Consider the following 16,041-nt stretch of genomic DNA (forward strand, 5'->3'; position numbering starts at 1 on the left):
CTAGTGCTTGAAGTGGCGCATGCCGGTGAACACCATTGCAATCCCGGCCGCGTCGGCGGCCGCGATCACCTCGTCGTCGCGCATCGAACCACCGGGTTGGATGACGCAGGTGGCACCCGCGGCCGCAGCCTCCAGCAGGCCGTCGGCAAAGGGGAAAAACGCATCGGACGCAACCGCGCTGCCGATGGTCAGCGGTGCGGCGAGGTCCATCGCTTCGGCCATGCGTTCTGCCTTTTTGGCGGCGATCAGGGCGCTGTCCAGACGGCTCATCTGGCCTGCGCCGACACCGACGGTTGCACCGTCCTTGACGTAGACAATGGCGTTGGACTTGACGTGCTTGGCAACCTTCCATGCGAATTGCAGGTCGGCCATCTGGGCATCGGTCGGCTGCACCTTGGTCACGACCCGCAGGGCATCCGCTGCGACACGGCCCGTGTCCTTGTCCTGCACCAGCATGCCACCCGCGACCTGACGGTAGGTCGTCACCGGGGCTGCGGGGTCAGGCAGACCGTCCGTGGTCAGCAGGCGCAGGTTCTTTTTCGCGGCAAAAACAGCGCGTGCAGCATCGGACGCACCCGGTGCGATCACGACCTCGGTAAAGATGTCGGCGATCGCCTTGGCGGTATCCTCATCCAGCGGCATGTTCAGCGCGACAATGCCACCGAATGCACTTGTGCGGTCACAATCGAACGCCTTCTTGTAGGCCTCCAGAAGCGTGGCACCACGGGCCACGCCGCAGGGGTTGGCGTGTTTGATGATCGCGACGGCGGGACCATCGGCGGGGTCGAATTCCGCCACCAGTTCGAACGCGGCATCGGTGTCGTTGATGTTGTTGTACGACAGTTCCTTGCCCTGATGCTGGGTTGCGGTCGAAACACCGGGGCGATTGCTGCCGTCGGCGTAGAAACTGGCGGTCTGGTGCGGGTTTTCACCATACCGTAATTCCTGCCGCACGGTTCCGGCAAAGCTGCGGCGGCGCGGCGTGTCCAGATCAATGGCACCTGCCATCCATGTGCTGACAGCCGTGTCATAGGCAGCGGTGCGCCCGTAGGCCGTCTGCGCCAACCCCTTGCGAAACGCGAGCGAGGTCTGACCGTCGTTGGCCTCGAGTTCTGCCAGCAGGGCATCATAGTCGGACACATCCGTCACGACGTTCACAAAGGCATGGTTTTTCGCAGCCGACCGGATCATGGCCGGGCCACCGATGTCGATGTTTTCGATGCAGGTGGCGTAATCCGCACCCTTGGCGACGGTTTCCTCAAAGGGATAAAGGTTCACCACCAGCAGATCGATACCGCCGATCCCGTGTTCGTCCATGGCGGCGACGTGGGCATCGTTGTCGCGCACCGCAAGCAGACCACCGTGCACCACAGGATGCAGCGTTTTGACCCGACCATCCATCATTTCCGGAAAGCCCGTCACCTCTGCCACGTCCTTTACGTCCAGGCCCGCATCGCGCAAAGCCTTGGCCGATCCGCCTGTGGAGAGCAGTTCAACACCGCGTGCGGACAACGCTTGTCCCAGTTCGATCAGGCCAGTTTTGTCGGAAACGCTCAGCAGCGCGCGGGTCACGGGAATAAGGTCAGTCATGCTCGTCCTCGAATGATGCATCATCGTCATCCGTTCGGGCGGGTGCCAGGTCGCGGACAACATCTGGGGTGTCCTGCGCCTTGGTCAGGGACCAACGGATGCGCGTCGCATAAGACAAAGCGACGCCGGATAAAACCACCTGTTGTGCCGCGCGCGGCTTCAACCGGCCTGTTTCAAGGTAAACAGACGGTGTCAGCGCCAATTCTGCGTGACCGTCATGACGGAACACCCAGATTTCACCGGACTTGAGCGCCATCGATACCGCAGCACCGCCAAGATCGACATGCGCCTCGACATCGGGATGCAGATGGAACCTGATCGCGAACGGCACGGACCCACCGGTCAGGCCGCAGGCCCGTTCGAACCGTTCCTTGTCCAGATCATTCAGGGTGGTCAGCAGATCCTCGCCCACCAGACCGCGCCCATCCAGTGTCATTTCCAGAATGCGGGCGTGGGTCTGGCCATGGGTCAGGCGAAACCCGTCGTGCGACAGTTCGGCCCTGTGACCGTCATCCATCCGCGTAATGATGCATTGCACATCGGTCGGCGTGTCGATCAGGGGTTCGGCCAACACGCCACCGACCAGCTGCGCAGGCCCCAGCCGAGAGGAGGAATACCCGGCCATGCACAATGTCGAATGGCTGGGCGTGGCCCGGCCCGCGCGACGCCAGTCCGCGCCAAAGGTCACGCCTGACCCGCAATTCACCACCAGCGGCCGCCGACCGGATGTCAGCTCGAACGCAAGTGTTGCAGCATGGGCGTTGTAGGACGCCGCGTGTTGCGGCGGCACGGCCCCGTCCACGATGACACTGGTGCGACCCGCCGCGATCCGGGCATAGCCCATGCCCATGTCGGCAACGCCCCGCCCTGTCGCGCCCAACCGGGCCAGCGCCTGATCCAGCCGTCCATCGACACCGCGCCCGCCGCCATGAAACCGTGCCAACCCGCCATCCGCATGCCGCAGGCTGCGCAGCGTCGGTGCGATCCGCCCAAGGGCATCCGTCAGCGCGGCAGGCACGGGACGCGCGCTTGCCTCCAATGCATCCTGCGCCCAGAGCAGAAGTGTCAGGATATCCATCAATTCTTCGGGGTTGCGCGATGCGATTCCCCCGTCGGACCCGACATGATCCGCGCAATCACTGGCCAGCGCCGCAATCGCCGGATCGGTCAGATACTCCATGCCTTCCAGTGACAGGCCCGCATAGATCATGCCGGCCAGCGCCTCGAACCGCGGCAAACCTGCGCGCGCGGCCCGCCACCTGCGCGACAGAAACAGCGTCTGCTGCCCGAGACTTTGGAAAAAACGGTCCTGCGCATCACGATCAAGACCGCGCAGCAGCATCAACCCGTGCGAGATCCATCGGATCAGGCGACGCCCTGTCAGGTCAGGTGTCCAGCCCGGTCCCGTGCCATCACCGAAATCGTCGATCCATTCCGCAACCCAGGCCTGCGCTGCGGCCCGCGCACGACCATCTCCGACAGCGGCCAGGTCATCGAGCCATGCAAAACCATGCAATTCATGGTCCACCAGATCGCGGTCGCCCTGCGCATCCCAGATTGAACCGTCAGGCGACGTGGTCAGGACGCCCGCAAACAGAAAATTACCGGCCAGAAGCTGCTTGCCCCGCGCAAAAAGACCGATGCTGCGGGGTTCCGGCTGCGACACGAACCCGGTCACAGGTTTGGCACGCGCGGCGCGGCGCGCATGATACTGATGCAAATACGTCGTAAGACGTGCCTGCCAGGATGGATTTTGTGCCACCTGCTGCCCCGGTCTGCGATTTCGCATTCTTGTTGGGCGCAAGGTTAGCGCAGGGTCAGCGTTCTGTCACGCGGGCTTTGTCAGCACGGCCATATAGAACCCGTCCATGCCGCCGATATCCGCCCAGATGTCCGGGCGCAGACGCAATCCGCCTTCTGGCGTGATCCAGGATGGATCAATGCCGGGCCGGTCCAGGGCCGCGCGGTCGACCGTCAGCGCAGGGTGGCGTTCCAGCGCCTCTTCGATCTGGACCTCGCCCTCGTCCGGCAGCAGCGAGCAGGTGCAGAACAGCAGGCGTCCGCCGGGTTTTACCAGCGTCAGGGCGTGGTCGATCATGGTTTCCTGTTGCGCGATCAGATCGCCGAATTCGGACCCGTCCTTGGCATAGGGCAAATCCGGGTGCCGTCGCATCGTGCCAGTCGCGGAACAGGGCGCATCCAGCAAAACCACGTCCCATTGCCCCGTCACGTCAAAGGCGTCATCGGTGCGCACATCCGCCTGCAACCCCATGCGCCGCAGATTTTCACCCACCCGCGCGATCCGCGTCGCGGAATTGTCCACCGCCGTCACTGTGGCACCGCGTGCGGCCAGCTGCATCGTCTTGCCACCCGGTGCCGCGCAGAGGTCCAACGCGGACAGGCCCGCGATATCCCCCAAGAGCTGGACCGGGATTGCGGCAGCCGCGTCCTGCACCCACCAGTCGCCGGTATCGAAACCGGGCATCTGGCTGACCTGCCCCGCACCCGCGACGCGCACCGAACCGGTTGGCAAGATCTTGCCGCCCAGCGCTGCGGCCACAGCATCCGCGTCACCCTTTGACGTGACGTCCAGTGGCGGGGCGACAGCCTGAACGGCCTCCATTGCCGCGACATCGGACCGCCCCCAGGCGGCCACCAACGGCTGACGCAGCCAGCCCGGCAGCAACGGCTGGGCCATGGCGTTCCATGTGTCCGGCCCGGCGGCGGCAATCTTGCGCAGTACTGCGTTCGTAAGCCCCTTGAGCCGCCCGACATGCGGATTGCGGCCGACAATTTCCACGTAGGCGTTCACGACACCATGCGCCGCCTCGCCCTGTCCCAGCTCTACCGTGCCCAGTCGCAGCGCGTTCATGACGTGATCTGCGGGCGTTTGCCGCAGGTGCGGTTTCAGCATCCGGTCGGCGCGATCCAGCATCCGCAAGGTATCCGTGGCCAGCCGCTGCGCGCGCGCGCGGTCCTGTGGTTCAAGATGATCCAGCGCGCCTGCGCCGATCAGCTCGGACAGCAAACGGCCCTCTGTGGTGACCTGTTGCAGCAGATGATGGGCGGCGCGACGCGGCGCCAGACCGGAAGTGTCCATGAGCAAAGCCTTGTAGGGTGCGTGTCGCGACGTATATCAGCAGGGACGGACCGACAAGGACCCAGCCATGACAGACACCCATGACGACCTGCCACCCGCCGCGAAACGCGCCCTCGCCGAGGCCGCAGAACGCCGCAAAAAGGCCCAAGAGCTTGCGTTACCGCCCGAACTCGGGGGCCGCAACGGACCCGAACCCGTGCGCTACGGCGACTGGGAAAACAAAGGGTTGGCGATCGATTTCTAGCGTAGACGCAGGCTGGCTGCGCGGCCCGCACCCTGATCGACGGTAAATCGCACCTCGTCACCGCGCGCCTCGACCAGCTGGCAATTGTAGCCCAGATCGTCACCGCCCCAGTCCAGGCTGCGGCAGAAATAGCCGTCCTGCCACGTCCATTCGCCTGTCACGTCCCAGCCCATGGCGTCACCCTTGATCACGCCAGATGGGGAAACCGCGATGTCGATGTTGTACAGCAGATGGGTCAGTCTTTGACCGCCAACCAGGTCGAGGAAAACATCCTCGTCGGAAATGCGCTGCCAGTCCTGCGCCGCAGCCGCGACAGGCAAAAACAAGAAAACGGCAAACAGGCGAAACAGGGTCATCGTGGCGTCCTCCTCTTACGAAAGCTAAGATAGGTCGCCCGCACACAGATCAAGACAGGCTAAAGCCCCAGCACATTCAACATGTCGTAATGTCCCGGCGCACGATCCTGCCCCCAGAGCGCGGCCTTGAGCGCGCCACGCGCAAACACGCTGCGGTCGGTGGCACGGTGGCGCAGGGTGATCTGTTCGCCATCGGCGGCAAAGATCACGTCATGGTCGCCCACCGTATCGCCACCCCGGATTGCATGAAAACCGATATCGCCCCGCTTGCGCGCGCCCGTGATCCCGTCGCGTCCCGAATCGCGCACATCCGCAAGGTCAACGCCGCGCCCGGCGGCGGCGGCCTCGCCCAACATCAGCGCGGTGCCCGAGGGCGCATCAACCTTGTGGCGGTGATGCGCCTCGACGATCTCGATGTCGTAATCAGCGTCCAGCGCCGCCGCGACCTTTTGCGCGAGCACGGTCAGCAGGTTCACGCCCAGCGACATGTTGCCCGCCCGCACGATCACGGCGTGATGGGCCGCACGGTCGATGGCGGCGATGTCTTCGGGGGTCAGGCCGGTGGTGCCGATCACGTGGACCGCGCGTGCCTGCGCTGCCAGACCTGCGAACTGCACGGTCGCGGCGGGGGCCGTGAAATCAATCACGGCCTGCGCCTTGGCAAATGTCGCGACCGGATCATCGCTGACTGTCACGCCCAGTGCGGCCCCGCCCATCGCTGTGCCGATGTCCTGACCGACCCAGTCATGGCCGGGCCGTTCCAGCGCGCCCACCAGACGGCAGGCGTCCGATGCGGTCACGGTCTGCACCAGCATCTGGCCCATCCGCCCCGATGCCCCGGTGATCACAATGCCCGGCAGATCTGTCATGGTCTCGTCCCCTTGATATGCCCCGCCCTGATAGCGAGGTCGCGCCGTCACGAAAAGCCTTGCTTGGAAATCCCGCGCCCCACGGTTAGATGAACCCCATGGCAAAGAAAAACTCTTCGGGCGGTGCCCCAAATCAACGACAGCTGCGCGTGGGCGAATTGATTCGCCGCCGTTTGTCGGAATTATTGCAACGGGGCGAAATCCACGACCCCGACCTTGCACGCATGATGATTACCGTGGGCGAGGTGCGCTGTTCACCCGATCTGTCGGTCGCGACCGCCTATGTGCTGCCGCTGGGTGGCAACCACAAGGAAGAGGCGCTGCTGGCCCTGCGCAAATCCCGCCACGAAATCCGGCGCGAGGTCGCAAAGGTCCTGAACATCAAGTTCGCCCCCGAAATCCGGTTCGAGATCGACGATACCTTTGACCGCATGGACGCGACCCGCGCCCTGTTTGCCGAGGAAAAGGTACGCCGCGATCTGGATCAGGACGACGAGTGATGCGCGCGCTGCTTGTCGGTCTGCTGCTGGCTGCCAGTCCCGCCGCCGCCGTCACCTGCGAGGATATCACGTTCGAAGGTGCGTCCTTTACCGCCTGCACCGTTGACGCCGCTACCGAGGATCTGCGCCTGTTTCACCGCGACGCGGCAGGCGCGGTTCTGGGCACATTCAGCAATATCGAAACTGCGATTGCGCCGCGCACCCTGGCGTTCGCGATGAATGCGGGCATGTATCACGAGGACCGCCGCGCGGTCGGCCTGTACATTCAGGACGGGGTGCAGACAGCCGGGATCGTGACATCCGACGGGCCCGGCAACTTTGGCCTGCTGCCCAACGGGTTGCTGTGCCTGACCGACGACAGCGCACGGGTCATCGAATCGCTGACCTATGTGGCAACGCAGCCCGATTGCCGTGACGCCAGCCAATCCGGGCCGATGCTAGTCATCGACGGCGCGCTGCATCCCGATTTCATCCCCGATAGCGACAGCTTGAACATCCGCAACGGTGTCGGCACCAGCGCCGACGGCACCCGTGCCGTCTTTGCCATCGCCAACCAGCCGGTGAATTTCCACACTTTTGCGCGGTTTTTCCGCGACCGGATGGAAACGCCCGACGCGCTGTATTTCGACGGTCGCGTTTCACGGATGCTTGCGCCGCAGCTGGGGCGGAACGATTTCGGCCTGCCGATGGGGCCAATGGTCGGCGTGGTCGAATAGACCAGCCGCTTGACCCGGCGGCGCACGGGGCCTAGCACGCGCCTTCATCTATTCGGAGCATGACATGGGTCGTCGCAAAAAGGGTCGCAATATTTCGGGCTGGCTGGTCGTGGACAAACCCGCCGGGATTACCTCGACCAGCGTCGTGAACAAGGTGCGCTGGGCGCTGGACGCCAACAAGGCTGGCCACGCGGGCACCCTCGATCCCGATGCAACCGGTGTTCTGGCCATCGCCCTGGGCGAGGCCACCAAGACGGTGCCCTACATCACCGACGCGCTGAAGGCCTACACATTCACCGTGCGGCTGGGTCAGGCCACGAACACCGACGACGCCGAGGGCGAGGTCATCGCATCCTCTGACGCACGCCCGACGGATGATGAAATAAAGGCCGCTCTGGGCGCATTCGTCGGTGACATCGAACAGGTGCCGCCGCAGTTTTCCGCGGTCAAGATCGACGGTGAACGCGCCTACAAACGCGCCCGCGACGGCGAGGCGATGGACATTGCGGCGCGCCCCCTCTGGGTCGACAGCCTGCTGATGGACGACCGCCCCGACGCGGATCACGTCACATTGGAAATGGTCTGCGGCAAGGGCGGCTATGTCCGGTCCATCGCCCGCGATCTGGGTCAGGCGCTGGGCTGCTACGGTCACGTGCGCGAGTTGCGTCGCATCTGGTCCGGCCCGTTCAAGGCCGAGGATGGCCTGACGCTGGACCGGATCGACGCGCTGGCCCGCACCCCGGAACTGGACGCCCATGTGCTGCCGCTCGAGGTGGGTTTGCACGACATGCCAGAGGTCACCTGCATGACCGCAAGTCTGGGACCGCTGCGCAACGGCAACGCAGCCACGGTCATCGCAAACGGTATCGACTACGGAACCGAAGTCTGGGCATCGCACGATGGGAAGGCGGTTGCGGTCGGCCGCCTGATGGGGTCTGAAATCCATCCCAGCCGCGTCTTTGTACGCCATGACGACGCCTGACGGCACGGTTTCACGGCATTTCACGGCACCCGATGGCACCGTGTCCACGGCGGTCTATTCGCTCTGCGACACCTACCGCTATGCGCTGAGGCGGGTCTGGGGCGATGCCCCGGCGCTTGCCTTTGTGATGTTGAACCCGTCCACCGCGACCGAGGCCGCGAACGACCCCACGATTGCACGCTGCGAGGCGCGCGCCCGCGCTGGCGGTCATGGTGGGTTGATCATCGCCAATCTGTTCGCCTTTCGCGCAACCGATCCGCGCGACCTGCGCGCCGCTGCAGCACCCATCGGCCCCGACAACGACCGCCTGTTGCTGGACATGTGCCGCAATGCCGGATTGATCGTCGCGGGCTGGGGCGTCCACGGTGTCCATCTGGACCGTGCTGCGACCGTGCGTGCGCTTTTGCGTGACAGCGGAGTGCGGCTGCATACACTGGGCCTGACAAAGCACGGCCACCCGCGCCACCCGCTCTATGTCAGCTACGCCATCCAGCCGGAGCCCTGGACATGATCAATGGATTTGAACAGACCCGCGTCGCCTGTGGCGATGTGTATTTGTCCGTGCACCGCGCCGGGCAAGGCACGCCGCTGATCCTCTTGCACGGCTATCCGCAAAACCACCATTGCTGGGCCAAGGTCGCCCCGACATTCGCCCGACACTTCAACGTGATCGTGCCCGACCTGCGCGGCTACGGCGACAGCGACGCCCCCCCGGACAACGCGGAACACAGCACCTATTCCAAACGGACCATGGCCGCGGATATCGCCAACATGATGAATGCGCTTGGCATTGATCGGGCGCATGTGCTGGGTCACGACCGGGGCGCACGGGTGGCCTACCGCCTTGCCCTCGATCATCCTGACCTGATCGACCGTCTGGGTATCATCGAGATCGTCCCGACCGGGGATTTCTGGGGCGCATGGAACGCCGATCTGGCGCTGGCGGCCTATCACTGGACGTTCCTCGCCCAGCCCGCACCCTTGCCCGAACGGATGATCGGCATGGACGGCGCGGGCTACGCAGACTGGACGCTGCGCGCCTGGACACTGGCAAAGGGGTTGGACGATTTCACCCCTGCTGCACTGGCATCCTACCGCGCGCAGATGGCCGACCCGGCACGTGTTCATGCGATGTGCGCCGACTACCGTGCCGGTGCATTTTTCGACCGGCAACTGGACGAGGCAGACCGCGCAGCAGGCGCACAGATCGCGGCACCGCTGCGATTTCTCTGGGCGGAAAGCGGATTTCCCGCGCGCACCGGTGACCCGCTGGACCTGTGGCGCCGCTGGGCAAGCGATGTCACCGGCAACGCCTGCCGGTCCGGCCATTTCGCGATGGAGGAAAATCCACAGGCGGTGCTGGATACCTTTTTGCCGCACTTCGGGGCGTTAACCTAAGAGTCAGTTCACCCATAGGCCTGGCCGTTTTTGATGGTATCCCCGGCGTCGCGACTGGACCGGGGGCGTTCCAATTCAAAGGATGTCAGAATGCTTGGGTTTCTTGGACTGTTCGGCCTCGCCATGGGTGGCCTTGTTTTCTTGCAGCACGATAGCGATGACGACGACCAGCCAGTCAGCGGTGCCGCTGCTGACGACACCGGCCAGATGGCTGGACTTGACCAGATGCTGGATGCCAGCGGCACCGATGTTCTGGCCATGGTGCAGGTCGACGAAACCGCAGGGGATGACGCAGGCGGGGGCGATTATGTCCCCCTTGACGACGGAACGCAGAACGATCCCCGCTGGATCGCGATTGCCCGGACCCAGGGCACCGATGACGATGATGTCCTGTCTGGAGAAGAGACCAGCGACACCATGGACGGTGGCATTGGCGACGATACGATCATCGGAAAAGGTGGTAATGACAGCCTGTCGGGCGGCGATGGCAGTGACTGGATCAACGCAGGTCAGGGGGATGACTCGGTGTCCGGCGACGCTGGTGACGATATCCTTCAGGGTGGATGGGGCAACGACACCCTGACCGGAGGAGAGGGCCGTGACACCATGTTCGGTGGACGCGGTGACGATCTGATGAACGGCGCCGACGATGACGGCGCGCAGGATTTCCTCAATGGTGGCGACGGCAACGACATACTGATTGCGGGTCAGGACGATATGCTGCACGGCGGTGACGGCAACGATCTGTTTGTCATGGATGTCGGGGCGGGTGCGACGATTTCGGACTACGACGCGGCGCGGGATACGATCGAACTGACATACGACAATTCACCGCCAGACCTGTCGACCCAGACCGATGACGACGGCTTGACGCTGTTCGCCGATGGCACACCGGCGGCGCGTCTGCTGGGGGTCACCGAACTGGACCTCGATACCGTGGTCCTGACACCTGCTGCATAAACTGCTTTTCTTTTGGGCGCGTGCTGACTATAGGCACGCATCCACCCTCCACGGGCCTTTCTGGACGACATCCCGGATTGCGCCATTCACCCTTTTACACAGGAGACCCCGATGTCGATTACGCCCGAAGAAAAAGCACGGATCATGAAAGAGTTCGCAACCAAGGAAGGCGACACCGGTTCGCCCGAGGTTCAGGTTGCGATCCTGTCCAGCCGCATCGCGACCCTGACAGAGCATTTCAAGACCCACAAGAAAGACAACCACGGCCGTCGCGGCCTGCTGAAGATGGTTGCCCTGCGCCGCAAGTTGCTGGACTACGCACGGTCCAAGGACGAAGCCCGCTATCAGGACCTGATCAAGCGTCTGGGCCTGCGCCGCTAAGCGCACGACGCCTGTCGTATCGACAAACGCCCGCTGGTTATCCAGCGGGCGTTTTGCGTTGCAACGGCATGCATTGGCCTAGTCAAAGTTCCGGTGAAACCAAAACGCGCCCTGCGCGTTATCCTTGCAAGCAGCGTGTCGCGACGATCACCGTCGCACCTGCAACACACAGGAGAATTCACATGGGTGAACTCACAGACAAGGCAAAAGCAGCTGGCAACAAGGCCGCAGGTTCCATCAAGGAAGCAGTGGGCAAAGCCACCGACAACGAAGAACTGGAAGCCGAAGGCAAAGCACAGCAGGTCAAGGGATCTGCGCAGGACGTGTCCGGCACCGTCAAGGGCGCGCTGGGCGACGACGTCTGAACCGCCCTCGACCAACAAAGAACGCCCGCCGGTCATCCGGCGGGCGTTTTGCGTGACATCAGACCGGTCTTAGTGCTCGAACTTGCGGATCTCGCCCGACTTCAGTCGCGTGCCATAGCTGATCAGTTCCTGACGCACGATCTTCATCAGGAAATACAGGGCAAAGATGTTCACCACGGCCATCGAAAAGATCGCAGCATCCGAGAAGTCGATCACGGGACCAAGGTTGGCCGACGCACCGATCACGATGAACAGGCAGAACACAACCTTGAACGCGATTTCCTTGTTCTTGCCTTCACCGACCAGGTAGGTCCATGCCTTCAGCCCGTAGTAGGACCAGCTGATCATCGTCGAGAATGCAAACAGCACCACCGCGATTGCCAGCACATAGGGGAACCACGAAATCGTCGACCCGAATGCGGCAGAGGTCAGTGCGACACCCGTGTTGCCATCAACTGTCTGAATTGCCGTTCCTGCCTCGTTCAGAACGAACAGGCCCGTTTCAGGGTTCATGATCAACTGGCCCGAAATCGTGATGACCAGCGCCGTCATGGTGCAGATCACGACGGTGTCGATCAGCGGCTCCAGCAGACTGACGAAACCTTCGGTGATGGGTTCCTTTGTTTTCACGGCCGAATGCGCAATCGCGGCGGACCCAACACCTGCCTCGTTCGAAAACGCGGCACGGCGGAATCCCTGGATCAGCGCACCAACCAGACCACCTGCAACACCCAGACCCGTGAACGCCCCGGCAAAGATCTGACCAAAGGCCTGACCGATCAGGTTGTAGTTGGCGATCAGGATGATCAGCGAAGCGCCCACATAGATGATGCCCATCAGCGGAACGATCTTTTCCGTAACGCGCGCGATGGATTTCACACCGCCCACGATCACCGCAAACACGATCAGCGCAAAGATGATACCCGTGATCCAGCCCGGATATTCACCCGTGATCTGCGTGATCTGCACATGCGCCTGGTTCGCCTGGAACATGTTGCCGCCACCCAGCGCACCCAAGATGCAAAAGACGGAAAAGAGCACCGCCAAGACACCACCGCCGGGCAGACCCAGTTCAGCAAAGCCCTTTTTCATGTAATACATCGGACCACCGGATACGGTGCCGTCAGGGTATTCGTTTCGGTATTTCACACCCAATGTGCATTCGGTGAACTTGGCCGCCATGCCCAACAGACCCGCAAGGATCATCCAGAACGTGGCACCCGGTCCGCCGATGCCCACGGCAACCGCAACGCCTGCGATGTTGCCCAGACCCACGGTGCCCGACAGGGCCGTGGCCAAGGCCTGGAAATGGCTGACCTCGCCCGCGTCATTGGGGTCGGAATAGTCACCTTTGACCAGCGAAATCGCATGACCGAAATAACGGAACTGCACGAAACCAAAGTAGATCGTGAAGACGCTCGCCCCGATGACGAGCCACATCACGATCCACGGGAAATTGGTCCCCGGAAAGTTCGAAAAGATCAAGGACACATAAGGTCCGGTTGCATTCGCAAACGCCTGGTTGACGGTTTCGTCGATGCCCTGCGCGCTGGCCGGTGCCGCGAACATCAGCGCCGACAGCGCAATCAAAAATCGGGAATAGAGGTATTTCATCATCTGCCCTTTCAGTTGACGACGGTAACGGGCACGCGCGCCTGCATCACCAGGTTGGATGTCGAGCTGCCGAAAAATCGCGCGCCGATCCCTGTGTCGGCAACCCGACCCACGATGATCTGCTCTGCTTCGTGTTTCCGGGCGAGCCTGTCCAGCGTATCGGACACGTTGCCGTGCTGGACCACGCCGCTGGCTTTTTGGCCATCAGCGATGACCCGCGCCACTGCGGGTTCGACGATCCGCGATTTGGCCAGGTCGATTTCTTCCTCGCGCCGTTTGTGGCGTTGCGCGTTTTCCTCGGCGGTCTGGAATGCGAACGGCGACCATTCGATCACATAGGCGATAACCAGTTCGCAGTCCCCGATCAGTTTCGCCAGCGCCTGTGCATGTTTCAATGCCCTTGCGCCGCTGTCATGGCCATCAAGACCGACCAACAGTTTTGTTGTCATTTGGTGTTCCCCAGCTAAGGGCTGCGACATCGCAACCCATTCCTGATAGTATCGCCATCAGCAGGTAGATGCGCCCAAAGATATCGCGCCAGACAGAAAATTCGACTGCGAAATACAACCATGACGGTCCAATTGAATGAAATCACGCAACTGCTTTGAAATTCATCAGAATGAAAACTGCCCCTGCGTCACTGCAGCAAAGTCCACGATTCGCCGGACCCTTCCCAAGTGGGCGGAATTCGGATAAGGCCCGAATATCTTGAGGAAGACAGGCGCCCGGACCCCAGCGCCGAACAAGATACCGGGGTCAGGGGGAATACGCCCCCTACGCAACAGGGCCAAACGCCCGATAAGGAAGAACTGATGTTCAAAGAATTCAAGAAAAGCATGCAGTGGGGCGAAGAGACGCTCACACTCGAAACCGGCAAGGTTGCCCGTCAGGCCGACGGCACCGTGATCGCCACGCTGGGCGAAACCTCTGTCATGGCCAACGTGACCTTTGCGAAAAAGCAAAAGCCGGGTCAGGACTTTTTCCCGCTGACAGTGCACTACCAGGAAAAGTACTATGCCGCAGGCAAGGTGCCCGGCGGTTTTTTCAAGCGTGAGGCACGCCCCACCGAAAAAGAAACACTGACGGCTCGACTGATCGACCGTCCGATCCGCCCGCTGTTCGTCCCCGGCTTCAAGAACGAAGTGCTGGTGATGTGCACCGTGCTGTCCCACGATCTGGTCAACGACCCCGATATGGTCGCCATGATTGCAGCCTCTGCCGCACTGACGATTTCCGGCGCGCCCTTCATGGGTCCGATCGCGGCCTGCCGCGTGGGCTATACGGATGGTGAATACATCCTGAACCCCGAAATCGACGACATGCACAACCTGCGCATGAACCCCGAGCAGCGTCTGGACCTGGTCGTCGCCGGCACCAAAGACGCCGTGATGATGGTCGAATCCGAAGCCTACGAGCTGACCGAAGACGAGATGCTGGGAGCCGTGACATTTGCCCATGACGCGATCCAGCCCGTCATCGACCTGATCATCGACCTGGCCGAAGAATGCGCCAAGGAACCGTTTGATTTCCAGCCGCCGAACTACGACGATCTGTATGCAGCCGTGAAATCGGCAGGCGAACAGAAAATGCGCGACGCCTACGCGATCCTGGACAAGCAGGAACGTACCGCTGCCGTCGCACAGGCCAAGCAGGACATCATCGACGCCCTGACCGAGGAACAGCAAGAAGACGCGAACCTTGGCCCGGCCCTGAAAAAGCTGGAATCAGGCGTTCTGCGTGGCGATGTCGTGAAAAACGGTCGCCGCATCGACGGACGCAAACTGGACGAGATCCGCGACATCGTGTCGGAAACCGGCATTCTGCCGCGGACCCATGGTTCGGCCCTGTTCACCCGCGGTGAAACGCAGGGTCTGGTCGTCACCACGCTGGGTACCGGCGATGACGAACAAATGATCGACGCGCTGACCGGCATGTATAAATCCAACTTCATGCTGCACTACAACTTCCCTCCCTATTCGGTGGGTGAGGTTGGCCGCGTGGGCTCTCCGGGTCGTCGTGAAATCGGTCATGGCAAACTGGCATGGCGTGCATTGCAGGCCGTTCTGCCAGCTGCGACCGATTTCCCGTACACCATCCGCATCGTGTCCGAGATCACCGAATCCAACGGTTCCAGCTCGATGGCATCGGTCTGCGGTGGCTCCTTGTCCATGATGGACGCCGGTGTGCCGTTGAAATCGGCTGTTGCCGGTGTGGCCATGGGTCTGGTGATGGAAGACGACGGCGACTATGCCATCCTGTCCGACATCCTGGGTGACGAAGATCACCTGGGCGACATGGACTTCAAGGTTGCTGGCACCGAAAACGGCATCACCTCGCTTCAGATGGATATCAAGATCGCAGGCATCACGCCCGAGATCATGAAAAAGGCGCTGGAGCAGGCCAAGCAAGGCCGTCTGCACATCCTGAACGAGATGAGCAAGGCACTGACCGGGGCCGCTGAATTCAGCGTCCACGCGCCCAAGATCGAGACGATGCAGATCCCGACCGACAAGATCCGTGAAGTCATCGGTTCCGGCGGCAAGGTCATCCGCGAAATCGTTGAAGTGTCCGGCGCCAAGGTCGACATCAACGACGACGGTGTGATCAAGCTGGCATCCAACGACGCCGAGGCGATCAAGAAGGCCTACGACATGATCCACTCGATCGTGGCCGAACCCGAAGAAGGCGTGATCTACAAGGGCACGGTCGTCAAACTCGTCGACTTTGGTGCTTTCGTGAACTTCTTTGGCAAGCGTGACGGTCTGGTCCACGTGTCCCAGATCGAAAACCGTCGCCTGAACCACCCCTCTGACGTCCTGAAAGAAGGACAGGAGGTCTGGGTCAAGCTGCTGGGCTTTGACGATCGCGGCAAGGTGCGTCTGGCCATGAAAATGGTCGACCAGTCCACCGGCGAAGAGCTGAAGAAAGAGGAGGGCGACGCAGAGTAAGCGTCCTCTCTTCGACAC

At 62.2% G+C, this 16,041-nt stretch carries 17 protein-coding genes; 10 read left to right on the forward strand and 7 right to left on the reverse strand.

Annotated features, from left to right (window positions below):
- The 3 genes from purH to AN189_RS00345 form a co-directional block, all read right to left on the reverse strand.
- Window positions 1–1,590, reverse strand: coding sequence for a bifunctional phosphoribosylaminoimidazolecarboxamide formyltransferase/IMP cyclohydrolase (gene purH / locus AN189_RS00335; RefSeq protein WP_056029305.1), 1,590 nt, complete (start codon window positions 1,588–1,590; stop codon window positions 1–3).
- Window positions 1,583–3,352, reverse strand: coding sequence for a heparinase II/III family protein (locus tag AN189_RS00340; RefSeq protein WP_056029307.1), 1,770 nt, complete (start codon window positions 3,350–3,352; stop codon window positions 1,583–1,585). The genes purH and AN189_RS00340 overlap by 8 nt, the downstream gene beginning before the upstream one ends.
- A gap of 66 nt (window positions 3,353–3,418) precedes the next feature.
- Complete coding sequence (locus AN189_RS00345; RefSeq protein WP_056029310.1) at window positions 3,419–4,690, reverse strand: RsmB/NOP family class I SAM-dependent RNA methyltransferase; 1,272 nt, start codon at window positions 4,688–4,690, stop codon at window positions 3,419–3,421.
- A 67-nt stretch (window positions 4,691–4,757) separates the two neighbouring features.
- On the opposite strand from AN189_RS00345, the gene AN189_RS00350 reads away from it, so the two are divergent.
- A complete protein-coding gene (locus AN189_RS00350; protein WP_056029313.1) occupies window positions 4,758–4,934 on the forward strand; it encodes a DUF1674 domain-containing protein in 177 nt (58 codons plus the stop codon).
- On the opposite strand, the gene AN189_RS00355 is transcribed toward AN189_RS00350, so the two are convergent.
- Both AN189_RS00355 and dapB read right to left on the reverse strand, forming a co-directional pair.
- Window positions 4,931–5,290, reverse strand: a complete 360-nt coding sequence (locus AN189_RS00355; RefSeq protein WP_056029316.1) for a hypothetical protein — start codon at window positions 5,288–5,290, stop codon at window positions 4,931–4,933. The genes AN189_RS00350 and AN189_RS00355 overlap by 4 nt on opposite strands.
- A 59-nt stretch (window positions 5,291–5,349) precedes the next feature.
- On the reverse strand, window positions 5,350–6,159 hold the full coding sequence (gene dapB / locus AN189_RS00360; RefSeq protein WP_056030609.1) for a 4-hydroxy-tetrahydrodipicolinate reductase: 810 nt from the start codon (window positions 6,157–6,159) through the stop codon (window positions 5,350–5,352).
- Between the two features lie 98 nt (window positions 6,160–6,257).
- On the opposite strand from dapB, the gene rbfA reads away from it, so the two are divergent.
- From rbfA to AN189_RS00400, 8 genes are all read left to right on the forward strand, one after another.
- A complete protein-coding gene (gene rbfA, locus AN189_RS00365) occupies window positions 6,258–6,659 on the forward strand; it encodes a 30S ribosome-binding factor RbfA (RefSeq protein WP_056030612.1) in 402 nt (133 codons plus the stop codon).
- Window positions 6,659–7,375: a phosphodiester glycosidase family protein gene (locus AN189_RS00370; RefSeq protein ID WP_056029319.1), complete on the forward strand. Its 717-nt coding sequence runs from the start codon at window positions 6,659–6,661 to the stop codon at window positions 7,373–7,375. The genes rbfA and AN189_RS00370 overlap by 1 nt, the downstream gene beginning before the upstream one ends.
- A gap of 64 nt (window positions 7,376–7,439) precedes the next feature.
- A complete protein-coding gene (truB, locus tag AN189_RS00375; RefSeq protein ID WP_056029322.1) occupies window positions 7,440–8,357 on the forward strand; it encodes a tRNA pseudouridine(55) synthase TruB in 918 nt (305 codons plus the stop codon).
- On the forward strand, window positions 8,344–8,868 hold the full coding sequence (locus AN189_RS00380) for a DUF1643 domain-containing protein (protein ID WP_056029325.1): 525 nt from the start codon (window positions 8,344–8,346) through the stop codon (window positions 8,866–8,868). Before truB ends, AN189_RS00380 begins: the two co-directional genes overlap by 14 nt.
- Window positions 8,865–9,755, forward strand: a complete 891-nt coding sequence (locus tag AN189_RS00385) for an alpha/beta fold hydrolase (RefSeq protein ID WP_056029328.1) — start codon at window positions 8,865–8,867, stop codon at window positions 9,753–9,755. The genes AN189_RS00380 and AN189_RS00385 overlap by 4 nt, the downstream gene beginning before the upstream one ends.
- Window positions 9,756–9,845: 90 nt before the next feature.
- The gene (locus tag AN189_RS00390; RefSeq protein ID WP_056029331.1) at window positions 9,846–10,715 is read left to right on the forward strand and encodes a calcium-binding protein; all 870 of its coding nucleotides are present in this window, start codon (window positions 9,846–9,848) and stop codon (window positions 10,713–10,715) included.
- Window positions 10,716–10,826: 111 nt separating this feature from the next.
- A complete protein-coding gene (rpsO, locus tag AN189_RS00395; protein ID WP_056029334.1) occupies window positions 10,827–11,096 on the forward strand; it encodes a 30S ribosomal protein S15 in 270 nt (89 codons plus the stop codon).
- A 182-nt stretch (window positions 11,097–11,278) separates the two neighbouring features.
- Window positions 11,279–11,461, forward strand: coding sequence for a CsbD family protein (locus tag AN189_RS00400; RefSeq protein ID WP_056029337.1), 183 nt, complete (start codon window positions 11,279–11,281; stop codon window positions 11,459–11,461).
- Window positions 11,462–11,530: 69 nt separating this feature from the next.
- Here AN189_RS00400 and AN189_RS00405 read toward each other — a convergent pair whose 3' ends face one another.
- Window positions 11,531–13,075 (reverse strand): sodium:alanine symporter family protein, encoded by a 1,545-nt coding sequence (locus tag AN189_RS00405; RefSeq protein WP_056030615.1) that lies wholly within the window; start codon window positions 13,073–13,075, stop codon window positions 11,531–11,533.
- 11 nt (window positions 13,076–13,086) lie between these two features.
- Entirely contained in the window at window positions 13,087–13,524 is a 438-nt protein-coding gene (locus tag AN189_RS00410; RefSeq protein WP_056029340.1) for a universal stress protein, read from the reverse strand.
- A 363-nt stretch (window positions 13,525–13,887) separates the two neighbouring features.
- Here AN189_RS00410 and pnp point away from each other — a divergent pair, with 363 nt between their 5' ends.
- Window positions 13,888–16,023: a polyribonucleotide nucleotidyltransferase gene (pnp, locus tag AN189_RS00415; protein WP_056029343.1), complete on the forward strand. Its 2,136-nt coding sequence runs from the start codon at window positions 13,888–13,890 to the stop codon at window positions 16,021–16,023.
- Window positions 16,024–16,041: the final 18 nt, after the last annotated feature.

Origin of the sequence: Loktanella sp. 3ANDIMAR09 (assembly GCF_001420005.1) — a bacterium.
Classification (GTDB): Bacteria; Pseudomonadota; Alphaproteobacteria; order Rhodobacterales; family Rhodobacteraceae; genus Loktanella.